Here is a 22,761-nt window from a genome sequence, read left to right as displayed (position 1 = left end):
TCTCCATCAAGGGGTAGGTCGAGGTAAGTCCTTATTACTCGGTAACAATTGACTCTATACTCGACTGATTGAAACAAGTCATGGAGGACTTATGTTCACATCTCACGCCGCCACCATACTGATCGTCGATGACTCGCCCGAGAATTTGATGGTGCTGACCGACCTGCTCTCGCCTACCTACCGGGTGCTGGCCGCCCAGAGCGGAGAGAAATGCCTGCGGATTGCCACTGGCAAGACACTGCCGGATCTCATTTTGCTGGATGTGATGATGCCGGGCATGGATGGTTATGAAGTGCTCAAACAGCTGCGTACAAGCCCTGAGACCAGCCGCATCCCTGTGGTGCTGCTCACCGCCCTCGCCGACAGTCAGAGTGAAGAGTACGGACTGTCGCTGGGAGCGGCCGACTACATTACCAAGCCCATCAAGCCGGCCATTGTTCAGGCACGGGTACGCACCCAGCTGGAGGCCAAACAGGCCCGCGACGGCCTGCAGAGCCAGAATACGGCACTGGAGGCCGAAGTGGCGCGTCGAATGACAGAGAACGATCTGATCCAGCAGGTCTCCATCCGCGCCCTCGCTCACCTGGCGGAGATTCGGGATCCCGAAACCGGCAATCACATCTTGCGCACCCAGGGCTATGTTCGACTGCTGGCCAATGCCCTCGCCAGCCACCCCCGTTTTATCGATACCCTGACCCCCCGCTACATCGATCTGCTGAGCCGCTCCGCCCCCTTGCACGACATCGGCAAGGTAGGTATTCCCGACCATGTGCTGCTCAAGCCCGCCAAGCTGACAGTAGAGGAGTGGGAGGTCATGCGTACCCACGCCAAACTCGGTAGCGATGCCATCGAGGAGGCCGAACGGGATATAGAACAACCACTGGCGTTTCTCACTCTGGCCAAGGAGATTGCCCACTGGCACCACGAAAAGTGGGATGGCAGTGGCTATCCTGACGGCCTGCGTGGCGATGAAATTCCTCTCTCGGCCCGCTTGATGGCACTGGCCGATGTGTTTGATGCCCTCATCAATGTACGGGTCTACAAGGCCGCCATGCCCTATGACGAGGCGAGAGCCCTGATCCTCAGTGGCACAGGCCAGCATTTCGATCCGGACGTGGTGACGGCGTTTGACAACCATTTCGACCAGTTCGTTGCCATCGCCGAGCGCTACACGGATGAAAACGAGGCACCACATGGCTGATCAGCCACCACTCACCCGAGCTCATGTTCTCAATATCGTCCTCACTTATGCCGCAGTGGCAAGCCTGTGGATCCTGCTATCCGACAAGGCGGTGGAGTGGCTGTTCAGCACACCCAGCCAGTTCGCGCTGGCCAGCACCATCAAGGGCTGGCTGTTTATCCTCATCACGGCGCTCATGCTCTATACCATGCTGCGTCGCCGCATTGACATGCCGGTGGTCACCCGCCAATTCTCTCGCCGCCAGCTCTTGCCCCTTATTCTGATCAACGGCCTGATCCTGGGGCTCACCGGCATGGCCATCGCCCAGAGCCTGAGTCATACACAGGACAAGGAGATAGCCCGGATCGAGGCTATCGCCGATCTTAAAAGCAAGCAGATTACCGAATGGCTCAATGCCCGTGAGCGCGACGCCCGCCAGCTGATCGAAAGCCCGCTCTATGCCGACCTCTATCGCCAGGGACAAGTCACACAGCTGGCGCAGGCACATGCCCCCCTAATGACCCGGCTGGCCGAGTTCATCTCCATCAGGGGATTCAGCGCAGCGACCGTCTTCAGTCCTGCTGGTACTGCCCTGGGGCAGACTCCCGGGGCCAGCGGTCTTGGCACACAGCTGCGCGAAGCATTGGCTCAAGTGGAAACGGGCAGCGTCATGCGTGTGGGCCCCTATCTCGATGAGCAGGGTCAGCCCAGGCTCGACTTCATCGCCCCGCTGTCCATGCCTGGCAGCAAGTCCCCTCTTGTCGTGCTGCAAATCAGCTCCAGCGACTGGCTCAACCACATTCTCAAGCAGTGGCCGATCCCGGACAGCAGTGGTGAAGCCCTGCTGTTTCGCAAACATGGCGATCAGGTGCAGTTTCTCAATGACGTGCGCTACCGCCCCGCCTCGGCCCTCACCCTGCAGATCCCCATCAGCAACGGCACCTTGCTGGCAGCCCAGTTTCTCAATGGCGGCGCCCGTGAAGGCCACAAACAGGTGCTTTTTGGCAAGGATTACCGTGGTATCGAGGTCTTTGGCACCATCCACTCCGTCATGGGCACCGACTGGTATCTGATCGCCAAGATAGACAAGGCGGAGCTCAACCAGGCCGCCTTCAGGGAGAGCGTCTGGATCGGGCTCATCGGCCTGCTGGTGCTGTTCATTGCCAATACGGGCATCATATTGCTGCGCCAGCATACCCAGATCTATATGGCCGAGCAGATCCGGCTATCCCAGGCAGGCCGCCTGCAGGCGCTGCAACTGCTCTCCGCCATTGCCGACAGCTCGGAAGATGCCATCTTCGCCAAGGATATGGATGGCAAATACATCCTCTTCAACCGCGCCGCCAGCCAGTTCGCCGGCAAGTCAGCCGCAGAGATACTGGGCCAGGATGATCAGGCCATTTTCCCCCCTGATCAGGCTCGCATGCTGATGGAGCTGGGCCAGCAAGTCATTGTCAATAACAAGGTACAGACCCAGGAAGAACATCTGACCCTGCCCTGCGGTGAACGGGTGTTTCTCGCCACCAAAGGCCCCTTGCAGGACAACGACGGCCAGGTGATCGGCATCTTCGGGATCTCCCGCGATATCACGGACTTCAAGCGGGCCGAAGCCGGATTGCGGGAACGGGAAGGGCTGTTTCGCGCCCTGGTCGAGCAATCCCTCGCCGGCATCTACATCATCCAGCAGGGTCAGCTCTGTTACATCAACCCGGGTTTCGCCCGTCTGTTCGGTCACAGCTCAACCGCCACCTTGCTGAAGATGGGCACCCTGCATGCGCTGGCCAGCCCGAAAGACAGCGCCAGGGTCGCGGAACAGTTGCAGCGCAGCGAACAGGAGGACACTGAGATACACACCCGCTTCACCGCCTTGCACCATGACCATCAGAACATAGAGGTAGAGCTGTACGGGCGACGCGTCGATTATCGCGGCAAGCCTGCGGTACTGGGTCTGTTGCTGGACGTCACCGAGCGGGAACAGGTCGAACAGGCCCTGACCCGTCAGGCCGCTGAGCTACGTCAGCAGAACAACGAGCTGGAACGGTTCAACAAGGTGATGGTGGACAGGGAGCTGGCCATGCTGGCCCTCAAGCATCAGATCAATACGCTGTCGATACAGCTGGGACAACAGCCGCCTTATCCTCAGGCGCCCACACCGCCGGAGGAACTCCTATGATGAGCTGGTCTCAGCTGCTGCATGTCCGCCAGCCGTGGCAACAGTGGGGGGCTTGCCTGCTGGCCGTTCTGTTGCCCATCCTCATGTTGCAGATCCGGGTACAGCTCCCCATCGCCTTTGGCGAACGGCCGCTGCTGGTGCTCTTCATGCTGCCCATCATCGTCTGCGCCCTGCTCGGTGGCTTGCTGCCCGGCATGCTCAGCACCCTGGTGAGTGCACTGGTCACCACCTATTTCATACTGCCCCCGCTCCACTCGCTGACCATTGCCGCCGGCCAGGATCTGGTGCAATGGGGGATCCTGATTACCAACGGTATCCTCATCACCCTGCTCAGCGCTGCCATGCACCAATCCCGCGCACGGGAGGTTCAACGCTGGCAGGAATTGATGAGCACTCAATCCCGCCTGCAACGAAGCGAAACCCGCTTCCAGGCCACCTTTGAACAGGCAGCTGTCGGCATCGCGCTGGTCGCCCCCGACGGCAACTGGTTAAGGGTCAACCAGCGGTTGTGCGACATGGTCGGTTATCAGGCTGACGAGTTGATGGGCATGAGCTTTCAGCAGATCACGCACCCGGACGATCTCTTTATCGATCAAACCTTCGTCGCCCAAATGCTGGCAGGGGAGCGGCCTCACTACACCCTGGAGAAACGCTATCTGCGCAAGAATGGTGATGTGCTCTGGATCACCCTCACTGTGGCACTGGTCAGGGATGACCAGGGCAAACCCGACTATTTCATCTCGATCATCGAGGACAATCAGCAACGCAAGGAGACAGAAGCAGCCCTGCGGCGCAACGAGGTGATACTGCATGAATCCCAGCATCTGGCCAAGATCGGCAACTGGCGCTGGCACATTGCCAACAACAGCCATTTCTGGTCGCCGGAGATCTACCGCATCTATGGCCGTGACCCGGGCTTGCCCCCTGCCGTCTACCCCGAAGTGAAAAAGTACTTTACCCAGGAGGGGTGGCGCGCCATCGCCCAGTCCGTCGAGCGCTGCCTGCAAAACGGCCAGCCCTACGAGTGCGATGCGGAGGTGATCCACGAACAGGGTGACCCTGTCTGGGTCATCGCCCGTGGCGCCGCCTTGCGCGACAGCAGTGGGGCCATCGTCGAGCTCTATGGCACTGTGCAGGACATCACCGAGCGCAAGCTGGCCGAACAGCAACTGCTGCACAACCAGCAGGTGGCGCTCGACACCCAGCGCCGCGCCCGGCTGGCGGCACTGAATCTGATGGACGATGCCATCAGCGCCCGTATTCGCGCCGAAACCACCAGCACGGCCTTGCGCGACAGCGAGCAGCGCCTGTTGATGGCCCAGGAAGGAGCCCACGTCGGCATCTGGGAGTGGGACATACTCAGTGGCCGCCTCTTCTTCTCCCCCGAATGTGCCCGCCTCTATGGCCGCAGCGTGGAGCAACTCTGCGAATTTCACATCTGGCAAGGCTGCCTGCACCCGGACGACAGGGCCCGCATCGACCAGCTGCTGTCCGAGCTGCCACACACAGGCACACCGCTCGATATCGAGTTTCGCATCTTGCTGCCCACTGGCGAGGTACGCTGGCTGGTGAGCAAGGGCAGCGTCTATCGGGATGCCCAGCAGCGCCCGGTGCGTCTGCTCGGCATCAATCTGGACATCACGGAGCGCAAGCAGGCAGAGCAGCAGTTGCGCCAGCTGTCACTGGCACTGGAACAGAGCCCGGACGGCGTCTTCATCACCGATATCCAGGGGCGCATTGAATACGTCAACGTCGCCTTCCTCGCCGCCAGCGGGTATCAGCAACACGAGGTGATTGGCCAGACCCCCACCCTGTTGCGTTCAGGCCTCACCCCCAAGGCCACCTACATCACGCTGTGGGATGCGATTCATCAGGGACAGCGCTGGCATGGGGAGTTCATCAACCGGCGCAAGGATGGCTCACACTACCAGGTGCTGGCCACCGTCTCCCCCATCCGTCAGGAGAACGGCGAGGTCACCCACTATGTGACGGTACAAGCCGACATCACGGAGAAGAAGCAGCTCGGCGAGGAGCTGGATCAATACCGCTACCACCTGGAGGAGATGGTCAACGAGCGCACCCTGCAACTGGCCCAGGCCCACCAAAGGGCGGAGAGCGCAAACCGGGCCAAGAGTGCCTTCCTCGCCAACATGAGCCACGAGATCCGCACCCCCATGAATGCCATTCTGGGGCTGACCTATCTGCTCAAGCGCGATACACCGGATCACACCCAGCACGATAGGTTGGAAAAGATCGACAATGCCGCCCAGCATCTGCTCACCATCATCAACGACATTCTGGACCTTTCCAAAATCGATGCGGGCAAGATGGTACTGGAGCAGGGCGACTTCTCCCTCACCGCCATGCTGGACAATGTCAGTGCCCTGATGAGCGAACAGGCCCGCGCCAAGGGGCTCACCATCATTGTCGATATCGGGGATTCCCCCGCCTGGGTCCATGGCGACATCACCCGATTGCGTCAGGCATTGCTCAACTATGCGGCCAACGCCATCAAGTTCACCGAGCAGGGCTCAGTCACCTTGCGGGTACGTGTCGAACGGCCGCTATCCAACGGGTATCTGCTGCGCTTCGAGGTGGAAGACACGGGCATCGGCATCAGCCCGGAGCAGCGCGAGAAACTGTTCCAGGCCTTTGAGCAGGCCGACGCCTCTACCACCCGAAAATACGGTGGCACCGGGTTGGGCCTCGCAATCACCAGTCGGCTTGCCACCCTGATGGGGGGGGAGGTCGGCGTGGAGAGCACCCAGGGCAAAGGCAGCTGCTTCTGGTTCACCGCCCTGCTTTCACTGGGCCAGGGCGAACCGCAGCAAGCAGGACAGCTCGAACAGGCAGTGCAACAGGCGCTCTTTTTCTCCAACCATGCCAGGGTGCTGCTGGTGGAGGACAATGCCATCAACCGCGAGGTGGTACTGGAGCTGCTCAACAACAGCGGCCTCATCATCGAAACTGCCGTCAATGGTCAGGAAGCGCTGGAGAGGGTCAGTCAGCATCCCTTCGATCTCATCCTGATGGACATACAGATGCCGCTGATGGATGGCTACACTGCCACTCGCGCCATCCGCACCCTGCCGGGTTGGGAGCAGACGCCTATCCTGGCGCTGACGGCCAGCGCCTTTGAAGAGGACAGAAAGGCGTGCAAGGCTGCGGGCATGAACGACTTCATCGCCAAACCCGTCACCCCGGCCAAGCTGTTCGAGGCGCTGCAACAGTGGTTGCCCACCAGCACACCCGTACAGCCAAAATACCAGCGCCGGGCCAGTGACACCCTGATCGCCCCCCTAGTCCGGTTGCAAAACCTGCCGGGACTGGATCTGCAACAGGGGTTGGCCACGCTGCAGGGCAACCAGACCAAATACGTCGCCCTGTTGCGCCATTTCGCCAGCGAACACAGCCAGGACATGGCACTGCTGACCAGCCATCTGCAAGCAGGCGATCAGACCAGTGCCACCCGACTGGCTCACACACTGCGGGGTGTCGCCAGCACACTGGGATTGGTGAGTCTGGCAGAGCAGAGCCTGCAACTGGAGCAAACGCTCTCTGGGGATGGCAGTGAACTGACCGACCAGATGTCCGCCATTACCGAGATGCTTGCCACCCTGCTCGAACAACTGGGGGAGGAAGATCCGGCCCCCGCAGCCATGCCAGCCCCCCTCACCAGCCATTGGCAGCAGCAGTTGCTGCGCCAGATTGAGGGCCTGCTGCTGCAAAGCGACACCGCCGCCATCCCCCTGTTCGAACAATATGCCGGCCCCCTGCTCATCAGTCTTGGGCCCAAAGGGGACACACTGGCGCGGCAGCTGAAAATGTTCGATTTTGACGGCGCCCTCATCACCATCCGCAGCCTGCAAGCAGAAGAGGGGCACTCACCGGTAGCTCCCGATGCATCAAGCCGGCATCAGGGGGCGACGAATCAAGATAAAGGGTTGAATCACTGAATAAAGTCATGCATATAGTGTTGGTTCCCCTGTCGAACACGTTCCCTTGCGGCCACGTTTTCGCCCGGCTGGGCACCACCTGTTGAAGCATGCCGACGATCTTCACTCATTGGCCGTCTGACGCCAGCGTCATCCGGCAATAACGATGTTTTTAACCGTGCGTTACATGGAGCAACGAGCATGTTGTCAAAGCGTATTATCCCCTGTCTGGACGTCAAAGATGGCGTCGTGGTCAAGGGAGTGCAATTTCGAAATCATGAAGTGATGGGCGGTATCGTCGAGCTCGCCCGCCGCTACGCAGAAGAAGGGGCCGACGAGCTGGTGTTCTATGACATCACCGCCTCAAGCGATGCCCGGGTCGTTGACAAGAGCTGGGTGAGCCGGGTGGCGGAAGTCATCGACATCCCCTTCTGCGTCGCCGGTGGCATCAAAAGCGTTGAGGATGCCCGCCAGATCCTGGAATTTGGCGCCGACAAGGTCTCCATCAACTCACCGGCCCTGGCGGATCCAAGCCTCATCACCCGTCTGGCGGAGCGCTTTGGCGTGCAGTGTGTGGTGGTAGGGATCGACTCCTACTTCGATGCCGACACAGGTCACTATCAGGTCAAGCAGTTTACCGGTGACGAGAGCCGCACCCGCACCACGGCCTGGCATACCCTGGATTGGGTGCAGGAGGCGCAAAAACGCGGCGCCGGTGAAATCGTACTGAACGTGATGAACCAGGATGGCATGCGTCAGGGCTACGACCTCGAGCAGCTCAAGCTGGTCCGCGCCGTCTGCAAGGTGCCCCTCATCGCCTCCGGCGGCGCGGGTGCCATGGAACACTTTCGCGATGCCTTCACCCTCGCCGACGTGGACGGGGCCCTGGCCGCCTCCGTGTTCCACAAGGGCCTTATCCCCATTCCCGAATTGAAACGCTGGCTGAAAAATGAAGGAGTCGCCATCCGTGAGTAATCAAGATGTTGTAAACCAGACACCGCTGATTGAGCGCCTGGACTGGGCAAAGTGTGATGGCATGATCCCCGCCATAGTCCAGCATGCCGCCAGCGGCGAGGTGTTGATGCAGGGCTTCATGACCCGCGAAGCGCTGGAAAAAACCCAAACCACAGGTCAGGTTACCTTCTTCAGCCGCAGCAAGCAGCGTCTCTGGACCAAGGGCGAAAGCTCGGGCCATGTGCTCAAGCTGGTCACCATCAGCACCGACTGCGATCAGGACGCTCTGCTGATCGCAGCCAATCCGGTCGGCCCCACCTGTCATCTGGGCACGCCATCCTGCTTCGACGGCCACCCTGTGCCGCCGCTCGGCTTCCTGGCAGAGCTTGAGCAGATCCTGGCATCGCGCAAGGGCGCAGACCCCGCCACCAGCTACACCGCCAGCCTGTACGCCAAAGGCACCAAGCGCATCGCCCAGAAGGTGGGTGAAGAAGGTGTTGAAGTGGCACTGGCCGCCATGGCCAAGGATCGGGAAGAGCTCATCAACGAATCCGCCGACCTGCTCTACCACCTCACAGTCCTGCTGCAAAACGAGGGGCTGGGATTGAAGGATGTGGTGCAGCGGCTTTATGAGCGCCATAACAAGTGATCGTAAAACCGATTTGAAAAACGGGCCCTGATGGGCCCGTTTCTCCTTATGACATTCAGTCATGGGCTCCTGTACCAGAAGCCTGCATGGGTAGTTTTCTTATTTAACCTATGCGAGTCCAGAAACTCATATTCACCGAGTCCATCTCCAGCAGGGTCAGATACTCCCCTGCGACCTCATCGTGCAGCCACTGCTGGCAATACGCCTCGGCCAACGACTGGCTGGGAGCCATCACCAGATCGGCATAAACGCCATCAGCACCGCGCAGCAGGCAGTGAATGATGAGTTCGGACTGCTTGGCAAGAAACTCGGCCTCCACCCACTGTGACAAAACGAGCAGATCCTGCTCAGTCACACCCTCCTTGAGCCTGAAGGTGGCAAACTCCAGCCCCCCAACCCCTTGCATGCTGCCATTGATTATCATCTCGCACTCTCCATTGATATCCGTGTGTTTGGAGAAGCCAGCATAGAAGGGAGCCACTGACAGCCTTGTGTCAGTAGCCGGCGCTATTTTTTAACCTCCAGAGGCGCCATCAAGCAGGGGATTTTCCGCCTGGCGCACGGCCAGGTAGTTCGCCAGCGTCACACCTGTGGGCACGGAGTCCTCTTTGAAGCACAGTTCTAGGCTGCCGATTCGATCCACTCTAAAGTCCCGGTATGCTAGGCGCAGTGCGCACCAAGCACCCAATGTCCAGCATCCACCCCAGTAGAAGAGCCCCAGAGGATAGATGCGGCGCCGGGTCTGTCGGGCCAAGGCATCATCGTAGTCGATCTCCAGCCAGTGACCCGCGGTGATGGCGTCGTCTCCAGCCAGTGACCCGCGGTGATGGCGTCGTGCAGTTTATCCCAACGGGCGTACTCAGGACGCGCAGTCCGGTAGTCGGGTACTCGCACCACGGGAGTTTGCCCGCGGCCAGGCCCCCTTTCTGGCAAGGCGGCCTCTATCTTGGCGAGCAGTGCCCTAGCCGGATCCGCCAGCCCCTTGCCGGTCAGCACAGCCACCAGGTTCACTCCTATGATCAGCGCTTCCAGTTCGGCGTTGCTCAACTGCAGGGGAGCCAGCTCAAAACCCTCGCTTAGCCGATAGCCCAGTCCTGCCTCCCCATAGACGGGGATACCCGCCAGGGAGAGATCGTCCATGTAGCGATAGATGGTGCGCTCCGATACGCAGAGACGCTCAGCCAGTTCGCGGGCGGTCAGGGGCTGATGAGCCCGCAACAGATTGGTCAATTGAAACAGTCGATCCGATTTGCTCACTGGCAACCTCTTGCTTGCCGAACCAGGCTGGCATGGTAATCCGGGAGGAGACACCTTGACACGCCTTTGTAGTTCGAGCGCCTCTCATGGGCCCTCAACACGATGACAAGCTAAGGCCTCAAGCATTGCCGGTCATCGCCGGGTCGGCACGCAAAACGGGCCCATCAGGGCCCACTGCATTTCTTAAATAGCGCTGTATCCCCATTACCCCAACTGCTGGCGCAGCATGTATTTTTGCACCTTGCCGGTGGAGGTCTTGGGCAAGGGGGTGAAGATGATCCGCTTGGGGGCCTTGAAGTGTGCCATCTGCTCGCGGCAGAAGGCAATCAGCTCGGCCTGGGTGAGCTCGCGCCCCTCCTTGAGTTTCACGAAGGCGCAGGGTACCTCCCCCCACTTCTCGTCCGGCATGGCGATCACCGCCACCTCGTCCACGTCGGGATGGCGATAGAGCACGTCCTCCACCTCCAGGCTGGAGATATTCTCCCCGCCCGAAATGATGATGTCCTTGGATCTGTCCTTGATCTCCACATAACCGTCCGGGTGCCACACCGCCAGATCGCCGCTGCGAAACCAGCCCTCCGCCATCGCCTCGGCGCTGGCATCCGGGTTCATGAGATAGCCCTTCATCACCACATTGCCGCGCAGCACTATCTCACCCAGGGTCTTGCCATCCCGGGGCACAGGCTCGCCGCTAACCGGGTTGATGACCCGCATCTCCCCCTGCAGCGGGGATGCCACCCCCTGGCGCGCCTTGAGGCGGGAGAGCGCAGTTGCGTCCTGCCCCTGCCAGCTTCGCTGGGGTTCACACAGCACGCAGGGACCATAGGTTTCGGTGAGGCCATAGACATGGGTCACGGCTATCCCCATCGCCTCCATGCCGGCGATCACGGTCGCTGGCGGCGCCGCCCCCGCCGTCATCACCTTGATGGGGTGATTGAGCCCATATTTAAGCGCAGGGTCGGCGTTGTTGAGCATGTTGAGGACGATGGGCGCGGCGCAGAAGTGGCTCGCCTTGTGCTCGCGCAGGGCATCAAAGATGGCCCCCGCCTGCACATGGCGCAGGCAGACACTCACCCCGGCGGTGGCCGCCAGGGTCCAGGGGAAGCACCAGCCGTTGCAGTGAAACATCGGCAGGGTCCAGAGATAGATGGAGTGCTTGGGCAGCTCCCAGGAGAGCACGTTGTTGACCGCATTGAGGTGGGCACCACGGTGGTGATAGACCACCCCCTTGGGGTTGCCCGTGGTGCCCGAGGTGTAGTTCAGGGAAATCGCCTGCCACTCGTCATCCGGCAGCCAGCCGGGATCATCCCCGTTCCCTTGGGCAAGAAACTGTTCATAGTCGAGCTCGCTTATCAGCTCTCCCTCCCGATAGAGGGGATCGTCGATGGCGATGAGCAGCGGCTGCGTCTTGACAAGGGCCAGCGCCTTGCGCACCACGGCGCCGAACTCCCTGTCCACCAGCACCACCCTGCTCTGGGCATGCTGGAAGATGAAGGCCATGGACTCGGCATCGAGTCGGGTATTGAGCGTGTTGAGCACGGCGCCGCTCATGGGCACCCCGAAGTGGGCTTCGAACATCGCCGGGGTATTGGGGGCGACGATGGAGACGGTATCTCCCTCGCTTATACCATGCCGATGCAGGGCCGAGGCGAGCTGGCGGCAGCGCCGCTCGGTCTGGGCCCAGTTTTGACGCAAGGCCCCATGGATCAGCGCCAGATAGTCGGGATAAACCCGCGCCACCCGGGCCAGGAAGCTGATGGGGGTCAGCGCCTCGAAATTGGCGGGACTTTTATCAAGGCCGGCCTCGTAGATGTTCTGCTCTGTCATCGGGTTCCTTCCTCGCAGGTGGCACAAAGCGGCTGGATCGAATTGGGCGGGAGATCTCGCCGGCATCATGCACTGCACGGATCTCTTATGGGGCTGACAGCCTAGCAGCAGGGCCATGGCGGCAGGTATTAGCAAAACGTCTTAGGCGATGGCGCTGCCTGAGTTTTCACCCTGTCAGGCCGGTCACGATGCTGGGCATTGCCAGCCTTGAATAATATCAATCCATTATCAAACCGGTATGGGCTGCCATGCATTATTTACATATTTATTTGCAGTCCATGGCATTGTTGCCAATTATATCCACCAAATGAATCGAGATAATTATTGAATATAATAACTCCGTATGGGCATGGCATTGAAATTAACGACAAATTCATCAGCCAATATATTCTGTGAGCCAGCCCATAAAGCGAGCCGTGCTTCGTATTCATCCCGACACCAGCAGGTTATGGTTACATGGTGAAACAATCTACCGCATGCCCAATATCAGGCCAGACTTCTCGCCAACGAGTGCGCAATTACCAGTAGATCTGCGCACTCATACCTCATGACGAAGGAACCCTGTCGACCCGATATTCCGCCGAGCCCGAACCTGCTTTATCGAGGAGCATTTATGTGTGCCGAGCCGAATACCAAACCACGCAGACAATTTCCCACTGCCTTTACCATTTTGTTTCTTATTATGTTGCTGGCTATTGCCCTGACCTGGATCATTCCGGCAGGGGCCTATTCCAAGCTCTCCTATAACCCGGCCAACCACACCCTGATGATCAATAGCCCGCAGGGGGAAATAAGCCGGGTGCCCGCCACCCAGAGCGAGCTTGAAAAACTCAATATCAATATCGGGGTGGTACAGTTCACCAGCGGCACCATCCGCAAGCCCATCGCCATTCCCGGCACCTATGAGCGGCTGGCGCAGGCCCCCAAGGGACTCGCCGACGTGGCGGTCAGCATGGTCAAGGGCACCATAGAGGGGGCTGACATCATCGTCTTCATCCTGGTGCTGGGCGGGCTCATCGGCGTCATCAACAAGACCGGCGCCTTCAGCGCCGGGCTGGTGGCGCTGTCGCGCAAGACCCGGGGCAACGAATTCATGTTCGTGGCGCTGGTTTGCGTCGTCATGGCGCTGGGGGGCACCACCTGCGGGCTGGAGGAAGAGGCAGTCGCCTTCTACCCCATACTGGTGCCCATATTTCTGGCGCTCGGCTATGACGCCATCGTCTGCGTGGGTGCCATCTTCCTCGCCGCCTCCATGGGCACCACTTTCTCCACCATCAACCCCTTCTCTGTGGTGATCGCCTCCAACGCAGCCGGCATTCCCTTCACCGAGGGGCTGATCTTTCGCGCCGTCGGCTGTCTGGTGGGCACCCTGGTGGTCATTGGCTATCTCCACTGGTACTGCAAGAAGATCAAGGCCAACCCGGCCTTCTCCTACACCTATGAGGACAGATACAGCTTCCGCGCCCGCTTCCTCAAAGAGGACGCACTGGATGAAGGGGTCCCCTTCACCCTGCGCCGCAAGATCATTCTGACCCTGTTCATCCTCGCCTTTCCGCTCATGGTGTGGGGCGTCTCCATGGCCGGCTGGTGGTTCCCGCAGATGGCGGCCTCCTTCCTCGCCGTCGCCATCATCATCATGTTTATCTCGGGACTGAAGGAAAAAGAGGCGGTCGAGTCCTTCACCCAGGGCGCCTCCGAACTGGTGGCGGTGTCGCTGATCATCGGGCTGGCGCGCGGGGTCAATCTGGTGCTGGATCAGGGGATGATCTCGGACACCATACTGGCTTACGCCTCCGATCTGGTCTCCGGCATGCACGGCGCCGTGTTTGCAGTGGCCCAGATGCTGGTGTTCACCCTGCTGGGGCTGGTGGTGCCCTCTTCCTCCGGGCTCGCCGTGCTCTCCATGCCCATCATGGCGCCGCTGGCGGATACAGTGATGATCCCCCGCTATATCGTGGTGTCGGCCTACAACTGGGGGCAATACGCCATGCTGTTCCTGGCCCCCACCGGGCTGGTGCTGGTCACCTTGCAGATGCTCGGCATCCAGTTCAACCAGTGGGTCAAGTTCGTGTTGCCCATGGTGGGCTTCGTGCTGGGCTTTGGCGCCCTGATGCTGGTGGTGCAAGTGATGTTGATCTGAGGCGGACCTCACCAGAGCGCGCCCGTCCCACAGTGCTTGGCGCGCTCTATGCGGCCAGGCTTCAGCGGCTCGGAGAAACGCCCTCTCACTCGTGCATCAATGGCGCACCCTGCCCTGTTGGCGAAAACAGTAGAGCTTGAGGCTGATGTCGACTATGTCGGCGGGCAGCTCCTGCGCCACTTCGGAGAGGGGTTGATAAAGGGATGCCAACAGCAATTGAGCCTGCTGCTGGGTGATAATCCGGGCCTGTACGGCCGGCTGTATCCATCTTGGCAACATCGACATAAGTCCCCCTTGCCGATTGTCTCTTTCATTCGCTACGCGATGACGACGGTGTCACTTCATCACCGTCCTTTCACTCTCTTGCCAAAAGACCAAGCATAATGCTTGCCGTGATCTCTTATCGGCAATGGGAGCGCTTTATCACAGCGATTTATCAAGCAGTTGCTGCCAGCATGCAAGATGCCCGGACCCGTCTCAGGGGGCAAACGCAGCCAATCCCCCTACAGCCAGAGACACAAGCGGCGATGGCTTGACGCAAAATGAGCACAAAGAGCCCATATGAATCGCAAAATGCAACTTCGCCACCCGACCCAAAGCAACATGCCCACGTCCCAGCCAGACCTCCACGGCCTTTGTCGCCAAAGCCAGACACCTTTTTGACGAGGGACTTTTCGGTGCAGTCAGAGGCTGTCGTGCCTGAGCGGTGCGCGCCTTGTTCATCCCCCGGGTTGTGCCAAGATCGCGGCAAGCAACAGCCGCATCAGGTGATGCATTTCAGGAGAACGCAAAATGAACAAATCCATGTTGGCAGGTGTCGGGATCGGTGTGGCCTCTGCGCTGGCATTGTCGGCCGCAGCCAGCGGATCCCTGTTTTCATCCAAGCCCCAGTTTGCCGAGGTACTGGCCAGCAAGCCGGTGACCGAGACCATCAAGACACCCCGTCAGGAGTGCCACAACGTCACTGTGACCCACCGCAAACCCGTGCAGGATGAGAACAAGATCCTGGGTACAGTGGTTGGCGCCGCGCTCGGAGGCGTGCTTGGCAACCAGTTTGGCGGTGGCAGTGGCAAGAAGGTAGCCACAGCCGCGGGGGCCGTGGCCGGTGGTTACGCAGGCAATCAGGTGCAGGGCAATATGCAGGCAGGTGATACCTACACCACCACGCAGCAGCGCTGCAAGACGGTGCAGGAGAGCAGCACCCGTACCCTGGGTTATGATGTCACCTACCGCCTCGCCGGTCAGGAAGGAGTCATTCGCATGGACAAGGCCCCCGGCGCCACCATACCGGTCAAGGATGGCAAGCTGGTGATCGACAGCACTCAAGGCTGATCCTTACCCGTCAGGCTCCTGCGCCAAACGAAGGCCCATCATAGCGATGGGCCTTTTTATTGCGCACGCCCCTGCGCTGCTCACCAGCAAGGCATTGGACTCGCCAGCAGCCTGAATTCAGAGGGTGGCAACTGCCGGCAAGGATCGTCTTGCACACATTATTGCCAGTCAAAAGGCCAGCAAAAAGGGGCCCGCAGGCCCCTTGTATCACGCATGTTCATGACACCTATCAGTGACGGCCAAACGGCCACCAGGACTTGTCGTTGTCCTTGATATCAACCAGGGTCTCCTGCACTGCGCCCGGTTTGCCCCCCTGCAGCTGACGCAGACTCACCTTGAACTGCTCGGTGGACTCGACAAACCAGTCATCCAGGATCAGCACCTTGATGGACTTGCTGCCCCCCTCACCGGCGGCCCAGCTCACCGACTGACTGAACCAGGGCAGGAAATCCAGTCCCCAGCGCGCCGTGATCCCCTCAAGGCCCAACTGGGCACGGGCCGGCTTGCTCAGATCGCCGCTGCGTATCACGGGGATCTCGGCAAACCACTGCCCCTCGTTCACCGTCATGCTGGCGCGGGCCAGCGCAATGGTGGACGGCGCCAGCTTGTCCTTGATGGTCACCAGGGTCTGGCGCTGCTCACCCAGCGCAGCGCCGCTCGCATCGAACAGCTCCAGGGTGAAGGTCTCATCCCCCTCGCGCAGGGTGTCGCTCTTCACCGGAATAGTGATGGTCTGGCTGTCGCTCTGGCCGGCCGCCCAGTTGAGGGTGCCGGTCAGTGGCGCCACATCATTGGCATCGGCGCTGCCAAAGGCGATGCGGTAGCTGACGCTGGCCTCGCCATGGCTGCCATCGCGGCGGCTGACGGTGAGGCTCAGGGTGCTGCCCTCCTCCACGCTGGCGGCCGCGCTGTCCAGACTGATCACCCCGGCAGGCGGCAGCGGATACTGGATCGCCACCAGCACGGGATCGTGATCCGAGGCGCTGAAGGGGCCGTCCGATTTGGCCAGCTGACCCGTGTACTTGCTGCCGTACTCAAAGAAGTTGCTCTCGGCGGAGTTGATGTGCCAATCCTCGATGCCGATCACCTTGGCCGCCAGGCTGGGGTTGGCCAGGGCGTGATCCAGATTGCCAAGCTCCCCCTCGTAGCTGTAGGAGTAGGTGTCGGTGCCATGGAAGCGGGTATTGAGGTTCACAAAACCATATCCCTTGCCAAGGGCACTGCCGCTCTCCTCGAAAGGCTGGCCCGCCAGTGTGGTGAAGGAGGCGCTCATGATCTGGCGCGGCTGCGCGGCCGGATCATAGCTGGTCAGCACCCGGATGGGGTCCTCCATGCCATAGGCGTTCAGGTCGCCGATGAGCAGCAGATCCCCGCTCATGTCCTTGAGACGCTCCCCCAGCACCTTGGCGGCGGAGACCCGAAGCGCGTTGCAGTGACCCTGGCCATCCAGCGGATCGGCGCTGGCATAGTCGGGGTAATCCTCAAAGCAGGCGGAGCCCTTGGACTTGAGGTGATTGACCACCAGCGTCAGGGGCGCATCCCCCTTGGGCGAGCTGAACCGCTGCAGCAGCGACTCGCGCATGCCCTGGTTGATGGCAACCGGCTTGCCGCTGGCGTCCACCGCCTCGGCCTGCTGCACCGGCAGCACTATGAGGCTGGCGGCACCTTGCGGCGTCACGCTGGCGGGCCGGTAGATGAGGCCCACCGTAATGGCGTCGGTACCTATGGGCTGGCCATCGGGCGAGGCAATCCAGCGGTAGTGATCCGCTTCATCCGGCTGGGCGGCGTTGAGGGCCTCGACCAGATTGGCGATGGCGGAGTTGTCGCCGTAGCCGTTGTTCTCTATCTCCATCAGCCCCACCACATCGGCATTGAGGCGGGTGATGGCGCTGACGATTTTGGTACGCTGCTTCTCGAACTCCGCCACTGTCAGGGCGCCACGGTTGCTGCCGGTGGGGTTGGCATCCCCGCCCACCACTGTGGTGAAGAAGTTGAGCACGTTGAAGCTGGCTACCCGCAGATCCCCCGCCTCGGCCAGCTCAGGGGTCTCTACCCTGTCCCAGCCGCTGTGGTCTATGTCACTGCTGTCGATGCGGTTGCTCGCCACCAGCCGGAACAGGTTGTAGGAGTAACCCAGCGCCCCCTCCAGCCCGTTGAGTTTGTCGCCAATGCGCAGGTAGCCATCTTCGGCATTGAAGGCGGGATACCAGGGCAGCACCCCATCCGGCGCCTTGGCGTCCGTCTCCACCACCAGCTGGTTTTGCTGGTTGCGCAGGGCCCACTGGCTCGCCTCCTCGCTTTGGGCGGCAAACTTCTGGGTCGACTTGATGAGGGGGGCGCCATAAGAGAGCACCAGGTTGTTGCGCTTGCCGTCGTAATCGAAACTGAAGTTGCGGGTCACCACCAGGCTGGACTCGGGTACCAGCCGCACCTGCATCCCCTCGTGGCGCTCCAGCAGCTGGTTCAAGGTCTCACCCGCCACCGGCACCAGATCCACCGCAGGGGGCAAGGCCACCATGGGCTGGGTCACCACCAGTTCATCGGCATTGATCTGGGTCTGGTTGAAGTACTCCTTCACCTTGCCCGAGACGCACACCTCGGCCCCCGGCACTATGGCGCTGTTGGCCTGGGTGCTGTAGACGAAGAGACCGTCAGAGCTGGCCGGATCCCCGTCCCCTTGCGGATCCTGAATGAAGAAGCCCTTGTAGAGGCCATTCACCACCTGGGTGACGACACCACGGGTGGCATGGGCCTGCTCGGATTCAAACTTGCCGACCGGCACCAAAGGGCTGCTGCTGCCGGAGCCCTGAATGGCGGGCACGGGTATCAGCTGATCAACCGGGCAGACGAAAGCCGGGGGCAGAGTGCCATCGCAGGGGCCATCGCCACTGCAACCCAGGCCACTGGCGTCATCCTTAGGGGCAGCCACGTATTCAAGCGCCGGATTGAAGGGGCCAGCAGCATCAGTCCGGCCCTGATTGACAGTGGCTTTGCGGCGCAGTGTCATGTCCAGGGTCGAGACGCTGCCGGACACCCAGGCCGTGCCCGGATCCACCCCCACCTGGCCGAAGCTGTCCACTATCTCGCTGCCGCGATAGAGCACCAGGGCATCGTCACCGTTGAACACCAGGTTGCCGCTGGTCTGATTGGCCTTGGCCAGGATCTCGGCGTTGGCGGAAGGATTGGCCAGCACCAGGCTGGCGCCCGGGGCCAGGGTGCCTTGCAGCGCCAGGCTGTTGGTGGGGGCATCGGTGAGAGGTTTGCCGTTGGCATAGAGCGCCAGCCGGTATTCAGAGAGGTCGACGGGCGTCGCGCCCAGATTGCTCAGCTCCACCGCCTTGTTGTTACTGGATCCTTCCAGATATTCGCTGATCAGCAGTTGTGCCTGTACCTGTCCTGACAGCGCCAGCCCGACCGCGAGCGCCACCAGAGAGTGTCTTCCTGACATAGCCAATGTTCCTTTTCTTATTAGCAGATATGTTATTGGCGCCCCGCGTTATGCGGGCCGCAGCACCTTATTGCACGTATAAAAACAACGGATATAGGCCCTTGGCCAAATATCGCGCCTACTCTGCCCGTTTGGCCGCACCACCGCCGCGAGCTGGCTAACAATTACAGAAAATTGTTGCGAACTGGTGACGGGAAATAATGGGAGAAAAAGGATAATCGGATCATCTGACTGCCATCGCGCAAGGTGTGGCATTTGCTGCCGTCAATATCTCGTTGCGGCGTAGAACATGGCGACACAAGCTGACATAAGAAGCAAAAACAGCAGCTTGAAGACAGGGTGCCATCACGGCTTTCATACCAGCGCGCCAGAAATCACCCGGGAGCGAACAGGGAAATCTGGCAGGAAATAGCAACAACCATGACAAAAACACGGCTATGCAGAGACTCATGACCGCATCTGATATATAGGCTGCTTGCCGAGGCAAAACATCGCTCTATTAATGACAAAAAGATTTATACCCCCCTCCTCGACCCACACCTATGCCCTCCTCCTTTGATTGCAGAACGGAAGATCCACCATGCTGCGTCCTTATCAACACTCGCCAAAACGGGAAAAGGGCTGGTTCGAACCAGCTGAAAATGGCTGACGATATGATCTAACCAGAGAAGAAGAGAGCCTATTGAAACAGTATTTTATCCTGGCGGACACAGCCCTCATAAAAAGAGGACCGACCATGCAAAAGCTCATTGCTTTTTGAATTGTGAATAGCAATAGTTCTCACTTCTTTTTGTGGTGTTCACCCCCTCCGAGGTTATCAAAGATGTTTCGTCACCCCATGGCAAAGCTGCTTCTGCTTGGCCAGCTCACGCTCATGAGCTGGATGGTACAAGCAACCGCCCCCGTTGAAGTGGAAGATGTGATGGGCCGCAAAGTCTCATTGACGCTGCCTGCCAAACGTATCGTACTTGGTTTCTATCCCGAGGATTACCTGGCCGTGGCCGGAGAAGGTGGTGCCGATCGCCTGGTGGGCATCTCCCGTGGCTGGTTCGTCAAGTCCCGTCCCGCCATCTGGTCCCTCTATGTCGCCAGCCTGCCGCAACTGGCCCAGGTGCCCGACCTTGGCAACGTTCAGGATCAGAGCTTTTCCATCGAGAAGACCCTGGCCGTCAGGCCTGATGTGGTGATCCTGGCCCAGTGGCAATATGAGGCCCTGGCCCCTGATCTGCCGCGCCTCGAGCAGGCGGGCATCCCAGTGGTGGTGGTCGACTACAACGCCCAGACCCTTTCACGCCACATGGCAAGCACCCTGCTGCTTGGCAAGGTGACCGGCCAGGAGGCCCGCGCCCGCAAGATGGCCGACGAATACATGGCCAAGATTGAGACCATCCGGTCGCGCATCGCTCAGGCGAAACGCCAGCCGCCCCGCGTCTACATCGAGCTCGGGGACAAAGGACCGGCCGAGTACAGCTACACCTATGGCAAGGACATGTGGGGCGCCATGGCCCTGCTGGCGGGCGGTGATAACGTCGCGGCCCCCTTCGTAGAACGCTGGGGCCCCATCCACCCGGAGCAACTGCTGGCGAGCAAGCCGGAGGTCATTCTGATGGCGGGCTATGAGAGCGTGAGCAGCGAGCAGGCCATGCAGGTCGGTCAGGATATTTCGGCCCAGACGGTGCATGCCCGCCTGCAGGGGTTTGCCGCCCGCCCGGGCTGGCGCGATCTGCCTGCGGTGCAGCAGGGTCGCCTCTATGCGGTCTATCACGGCGCCACCCGCAGCATCATGGACACCGCCCTCATCGAGTTCATGGCCAAGGCGTTCTACCCCGACTTGTTCGAGGATCTCGACCCCCTGGCCACCTATCAGGGCTTCTACCACGCCTATCTGCCCATTCGCCCGCAGGGCACCTTTATGCTGGGTATCAAGTAATGGCAGGTTGAACCTGACGGGCCGGACTTTCCCGACCCGAGTCGGGAAGTTCCTCTTCGTCATCCCTCTTTAACCCTTGCGGGCGCTCCTTGAGAGCGCCCGCTCAGGATGGTTATCATGAATGATTTGGCTGCCTTGCAGCAGACCCTCACCCGTCAGCGGCAACGAGAACGCCGTCGCTGGCACTGGCTGGCGCTGCTCGCTCTGGTGCTGTGCATCACGCTGGTGCTCGACATCGCCACCGGCCCTTCCTTGCTGCCCCTTGGCGAGGTGGTCGATGCCCTGCTCTCTCCCGCCCAGGCGGACTCCATGACCCGCACCATCGTCTTTGATATGCGCCTGCCCATCGCCCTGATGGCCCTGGTGGTCGGCGCCTCGCTCGGGCTTGGCGGCGTCCAGATGCAGACCCTGCTGGACAACCCCCTGGCCAGCCCCTACACGTTAGGGCTAGCGGCAGCAGCCGGGCTTGGCGCCGCACTGGCGCTCTATACCGGCGGTCTCGGGCTCCCTCCCCTGATTGCCATTCCGGCCGGGGCCTTCATCCTGTGCATGTTTGCCGCCAGCCTCTTGTTTGGCCTCGCCATGATACGCAACATCAGCAGCCAGACCCTGATCCTGGCGGGCATAGCCCTGCTGTTCCTGTTCCAGTCCCTGCTCTCCCTGCTGCAGTTTCTCTCCTCCCCCGAGCTCAACCAGCAAATCATGTTCTGGCTGTTTGGCAGCTTGATGCGCACCACCTGGGATGCCCTGATCATCACTGCCGCCGTTACCCTGATCTGCACCCTGCTCATCTACCGGGATGCCTGGGCCCTCACCAGCCTGCGCCTCGGGGAGGCCAGGGCACGGAGCCTGGGGGTCAACGTGGACAGACTGCGCATGAAGACCCTGATCCTGGTCGCCCTGCTCACCGCCACCGCCACCAGCTTTGTCGGCGTCATCGGCTTCGTCGGCCTGGTGGCCCCCCACATAGCCCGCATGCTGGTGGGGGAAGATCAGCGCTTCCTGATCCCGCTATCGGCCCTGTGCGGCGCCTGCATGCTGTCGGCAGCCTCGGTGCTCTCCAAATCCATCGTACCCGGCTCCCTCTTTCCCATCGGCATCGTCACCGCCCTGATTGGCGTGCCCTTCTTCATCTGGCTGATCCTCGGCAAGGGGCGTAAACGTGCTTGAAATATCCCGACTATCCCTCTCCCTTGGACAGCAGACCCTACTGCGGGATCTGAGCCTGACTCTGCACCCGGGTCAGGTCCATGTGATCATCGGTCCGAACGGGACCGGCAAGACTTCCCTGATGCGCGCTCTCTTTGGGGAACTGACCCCAGCCGGCGGCGACATCCGCCTGGGGGGCCAGAGCGCCCGCCAGATGATGGTCGCCAAATGGCGCCAGCAATTTGGTTACATGCCCCAGAACATCCAGCTGGAGCTGGACTTGAGCGTCATCGAGGTGGTGGTACTGGGGCGCCTCGACAGCCTCTCCATGCGCCTGGCGGACGAAGACATACTGGCGGCCGGCCGCGCCCTGCAGGCCCTTGGCATCGCCCATCTGGCGGATCGCCCCCTTTACTCCCTAAGCGGCGGCCAGCGGCAGATGGTGCTGTTTGCCCAGGTACTGCTGCGGGATCCCCGCATCATGATGCTGGACGAGCCGGTCAGCGCCCTCGACCTTCACCACCAGATGCAACTGATGGAGCACCTGTGCCAGCAGACCCGGGAGCAGCAGTGGATCACCCTGGTAGTGCTGCACGATCTCAACCTGGCGGCCCAGTTTGCCGATCAGCTGATCGTGCTGGCAGATGGCGACTTGCAAGCCTTCGGCCCACCGGCCCGGGTGCTTGATGCGGCCTTGATTGAGCGGCTCTATCAGGTGCCGGTGCAGATAAGCCACGATCAGAGCGGCATCCCCTTCCTTCGTACCCTGCGCAGGCAATCATGACAC

At 60.6% G+C, this 22,761-nt stretch carries 14 protein-coding genes and 1 pseudogene; 10 read left to right on the top strand and 5 right to left on the bottom strand.

Annotated elements, in window-relative coordinates:
• The first annotated feature begins 91 nt into the window (after positions 1-91).
• The 5 genes from AC1P02_RS15895 (at position 92) to hisIE (ending at position 8,891) form a co-directional block, all read left to right on the top strand.
• Positions 92-1,201 carry a response regulator gene (locus tag AC1P02_RS15895; RefSeq protein WP_058394391.1) on the top strand — a complete coding sequence of 370 codons (1,110 nt, stop codon included), beginning with the start codon at positions 92-94 and terminating at the stop codon, positions 1,199-1,201.
• Positions 1,194-3,353, top strand: coding sequence for a PAS domain-containing protein (locus AC1P02_RS15890; RefSeq protein ID WP_485182640.1), 2,160 nt, complete (start codon positions 1,194-1,196; stop codon positions 3,351-3,353). The genes AC1P02_RS15895 and AC1P02_RS15890 overlap by 8 nt, the downstream gene beginning before the upstream one ends.
• Entirely contained in the window at positions 3,350-7,309 is a 3,960-nt protein-coding gene (locus AC1P02_RS15885) for a PAS domain S-box protein (RefSeq protein ID WP_485182639.1), read from the top strand. The genes AC1P02_RS15890 and AC1P02_RS15885 overlap by 4 nt, the downstream gene beginning before the upstream one ends.
• Before the next feature lie 180 nt (positions 7,310-7,489).
• Positions 7,490-8,263: an imidazole glycerol phosphate synthase subunit HisF gene (gene hisF / locus AC1P02_RS15880; protein ID WP_096119542.1), complete on the top strand. Its 774-nt coding sequence runs from the start codon at positions 7,490-7,492 to the stop codon at positions 8,261-8,263.
• Positions 8,256-8,891 carry a bifunctional phosphoribosyl-AMP cyclohydrolase/phosphoribosyl-ATP diphosphatase HisIE gene (gene hisIE, locus AC1P02_RS15875; RefSeq protein ID WP_413165611.1) on the top strand — a complete coding sequence of 212 codons (636 nt, stop codon included), beginning with the start codon at positions 8,256-8,258 and terminating at the stop codon, positions 8,889-8,891. The genes hisF and hisIE overlap by 8 nt, the downstream gene beginning before the upstream one ends.
• Positions 8,892-8,994: 103 nt before the next feature.
• Here the strand turns inward: hisIE and AC1P02_RS15870 are convergent, their stop codons facing one another.
• The 3 genes and pseudogenes from AC1P02_RS15870 to AC1P02_RS15860 all read right to left on the bottom strand — a co-directional run bounded on the left by AC1P02_RS15870 (position 8,995) and on the right by AC1P02_RS15860 (position 11,975).
• The gene (locus tag AC1P02_RS15870; protein WP_339020341.1) at positions 8,995-9,315 is read right to left on the bottom strand and encodes a hypothetical protein; all 321 of its coding nucleotides are present in this window, start codon (positions 9,313-9,315) and stop codon (positions 8,995-8,997) included.
• A 90-nt stretch (positions 9,316-9,405) separates the two neighbouring features.
• A pseudogene (locus AC1P02_RS15865) lies at positions 9,406-10,121 on the bottom strand (helix-turn-helix transcriptional regulator).
• Positions 10,122-10,352: 231 nt separating this feature from the next.
• The gene (locus tag AC1P02_RS15860; protein WP_485182638.1) at positions 10,353-11,975 is read right to left on the bottom strand and encodes an acyl-CoA synthetase; all 1,623 of its coding nucleotides are present in this window, start codon (positions 11,973-11,975) and stop codon (positions 10,353-10,355) included.
• Between the two features lie 613 nt (positions 11,976-12,588).
• On the opposite strand from AC1P02_RS15860, the gene AC1P02_RS15855 reads away from it, so the two are divergent.
• Positions 12,589-14,115: a YfcC family protein gene (locus tag AC1P02_RS15855; protein WP_485182637.1), complete on the top strand. Its 1,527-nt coding sequence runs from the start codon at positions 12,589-12,591 to the stop codon at positions 14,113-14,115.
• Positions 14,116-14,211: 96 nt separating this feature from the next.
• Here AC1P02_RS15855 and AC1P02_RS15850 read toward each other — a convergent pair whose 3' ends face one another.
• Entirely contained in the window at positions 14,212-14,400 is a 189-nt protein-coding gene (locus AC1P02_RS15850; RefSeq protein ID WP_034523758.1) for a hypothetical protein, read from the bottom strand.
• A 507-nt stretch (positions 14,401-14,907) separates the two neighbouring features.
• Between AC1P02_RS15850 and AC1P02_RS15845 the strand changes: the two genes are divergently transcribed.
• On the top strand, positions 14,908-15,447 hold the full coding sequence (locus AC1P02_RS15845; protein ID WP_169046156.1) for a glycine zipper 2TM domain-containing protein: 540 nt from the start codon (positions 14,908-14,910) through the stop codon (positions 15,445-15,447).
• Between the two features lie 229 nt (positions 15,448-15,676).
• On the opposite strand, the gene AC1P02_RS15840 is transcribed toward AC1P02_RS15845, so the two are convergent.
• On the bottom strand, positions 15,677-18,895 hold the full coding sequence (locus AC1P02_RS15840) for an ExeM/NucH family extracellular endonuclease (RefSeq protein WP_485182636.1): 3,219 nt from the start codon (positions 18,893-18,895) through the stop codon (positions 15,677-15,679).
• Positions 18,896-19,733: 838 nt separating this feature from the next.
• On the opposite strand from AC1P02_RS15840, the gene AC1P02_RS15835 reads away from it, so the two are divergent.
• The 3 genes from AC1P02_RS15835 to AC1P02_RS15825 all read left to right on the top strand — a co-directional run bounded on the left by AC1P02_RS15835 (position 19,734) and on the right by AC1P02_RS15825 (position 22,758).
• Complete coding sequence (locus AC1P02_RS15835) at positions 19,734-20,825, top strand: ABC transporter substrate-binding protein (protein WP_485182635.1); 1,092 nt, start codon at positions 19,734-19,736, stop codon at positions 20,823-20,825.
• Between the two features lie 117 nt (positions 20,826-20,942).
• Positions 20,943-21,995, top strand: a complete 1,053-nt coding sequence (locus tag AC1P02_RS15830) for a FecCD family ABC transporter permease (RefSeq protein WP_485182634.1) — start codon at positions 20,943-20,945, stop codon at positions 21,993-21,995.
• On the top strand, positions 21,988-22,758 hold the full coding sequence (locus AC1P02_RS15825) for an ABC transporter ATP-binding protein (RefSeq protein ID WP_485182633.1): 771 nt from the start codon (positions 21,988-21,990) through the stop codon (positions 22,756-22,758). Before AC1P02_RS15830 ends, AC1P02_RS15825 begins: the two co-directional genes overlap by 8 nt.
• Positions 22,759-22,761 lie beyond the last annotated feature (3 nt).

Source organism: Aeromonas sp. TS_SC_11 (assembly GCF_057318915.1).
The sequence above is the reverse complement of the archived record's forward strand: the minus strand, read 5'-3'. Positions and strand labels throughout refer to the sequence as shown.

Bases quoted from the DNA above. Each gene is read 5' to 3' on its own strand.
- AC1P02_RS15845 (WP_169046156.1), top strand. From the start codon at position 14,908: ATGAACAAATCCATGTTGGCAGGTGTCGGGATCGGTGTGGCCTCTGCG.
- AC1P02_RS15840 (WP_485182636.1), bottom strand. From the start codon at position 18,895: ATGTCAGGAAGACACTCTCTGGTGGCGCTCGCGGTCGGGCTGGCGCTG.
- AC1P02_RS15885 (WP_485182639.1), top strand. From the start codon at position 3,350: ATGATGAGCTGGTCTCAGCTGCTGCATGTCCGCCAGCCGTGGCAACAG.
- AC1P02_RS15870 (WP_339020341.1), bottom strand. From the start codon at position 9,315: ATGATAATCAATGGCAGCATGCAAGGGGTTGGGGGGCTGGAGTTTGCC.
- AC1P02_RS15895 (WP_058394391.1), top strand. From the start codon at position 92: ATGTTCACATCTCACGCCGCCACCATACTGATCGTCGATGACTCGCCC.
- AC1P02_RS15890 (WP_485182640.1), top strand. From the start codon at position 1,194: ATGGCTGATCAGCCACCACTCACCCGAGCTCATGTTCTCAATATCGTC.
- AC1P02_RS15850 (WP_034523758.1), bottom strand. From the start codon at position 14,400: ATGTCGATGTTGCCAAGATGGATACAGCCGGCCGTACAGGCCCGGATT.
- hisF (WP_096119542.1), top strand. From the start codon at position 7,490: ATGTTGTCAAAGCGTATTATCCCCTGTCTGGACGTCAAAGATGGCGTC.
- AC1P02_RS15855 (WP_485182637.1), top strand. From the start codon at position 12,589: ATGTGTGCCGAGCCGAATACCAAACCACGCAGACAATTTCCCACTGCC.
- AC1P02_RS15860 (WP_485182638.1), bottom strand. From the start codon at position 11,975: ATGACAGAGCAGAACATCTACGAGGCCGGCCTTGATAAAAGTCCCGCC.
- AC1P02_RS15830 (WP_485182634.1), top strand. From the start codon at position 20,943: ATGAATGATTTGGCTGCCTTGCAGCAGACCCTCACCCGTCAGCGGCAA.
- AC1P02_RS15835 (WP_485182635.1), top strand. From the start codon at position 19,734: ATGGCAAAGCTGCTTCTGCTTGGCCAGCTCACGCTCATGAGCTGGATG.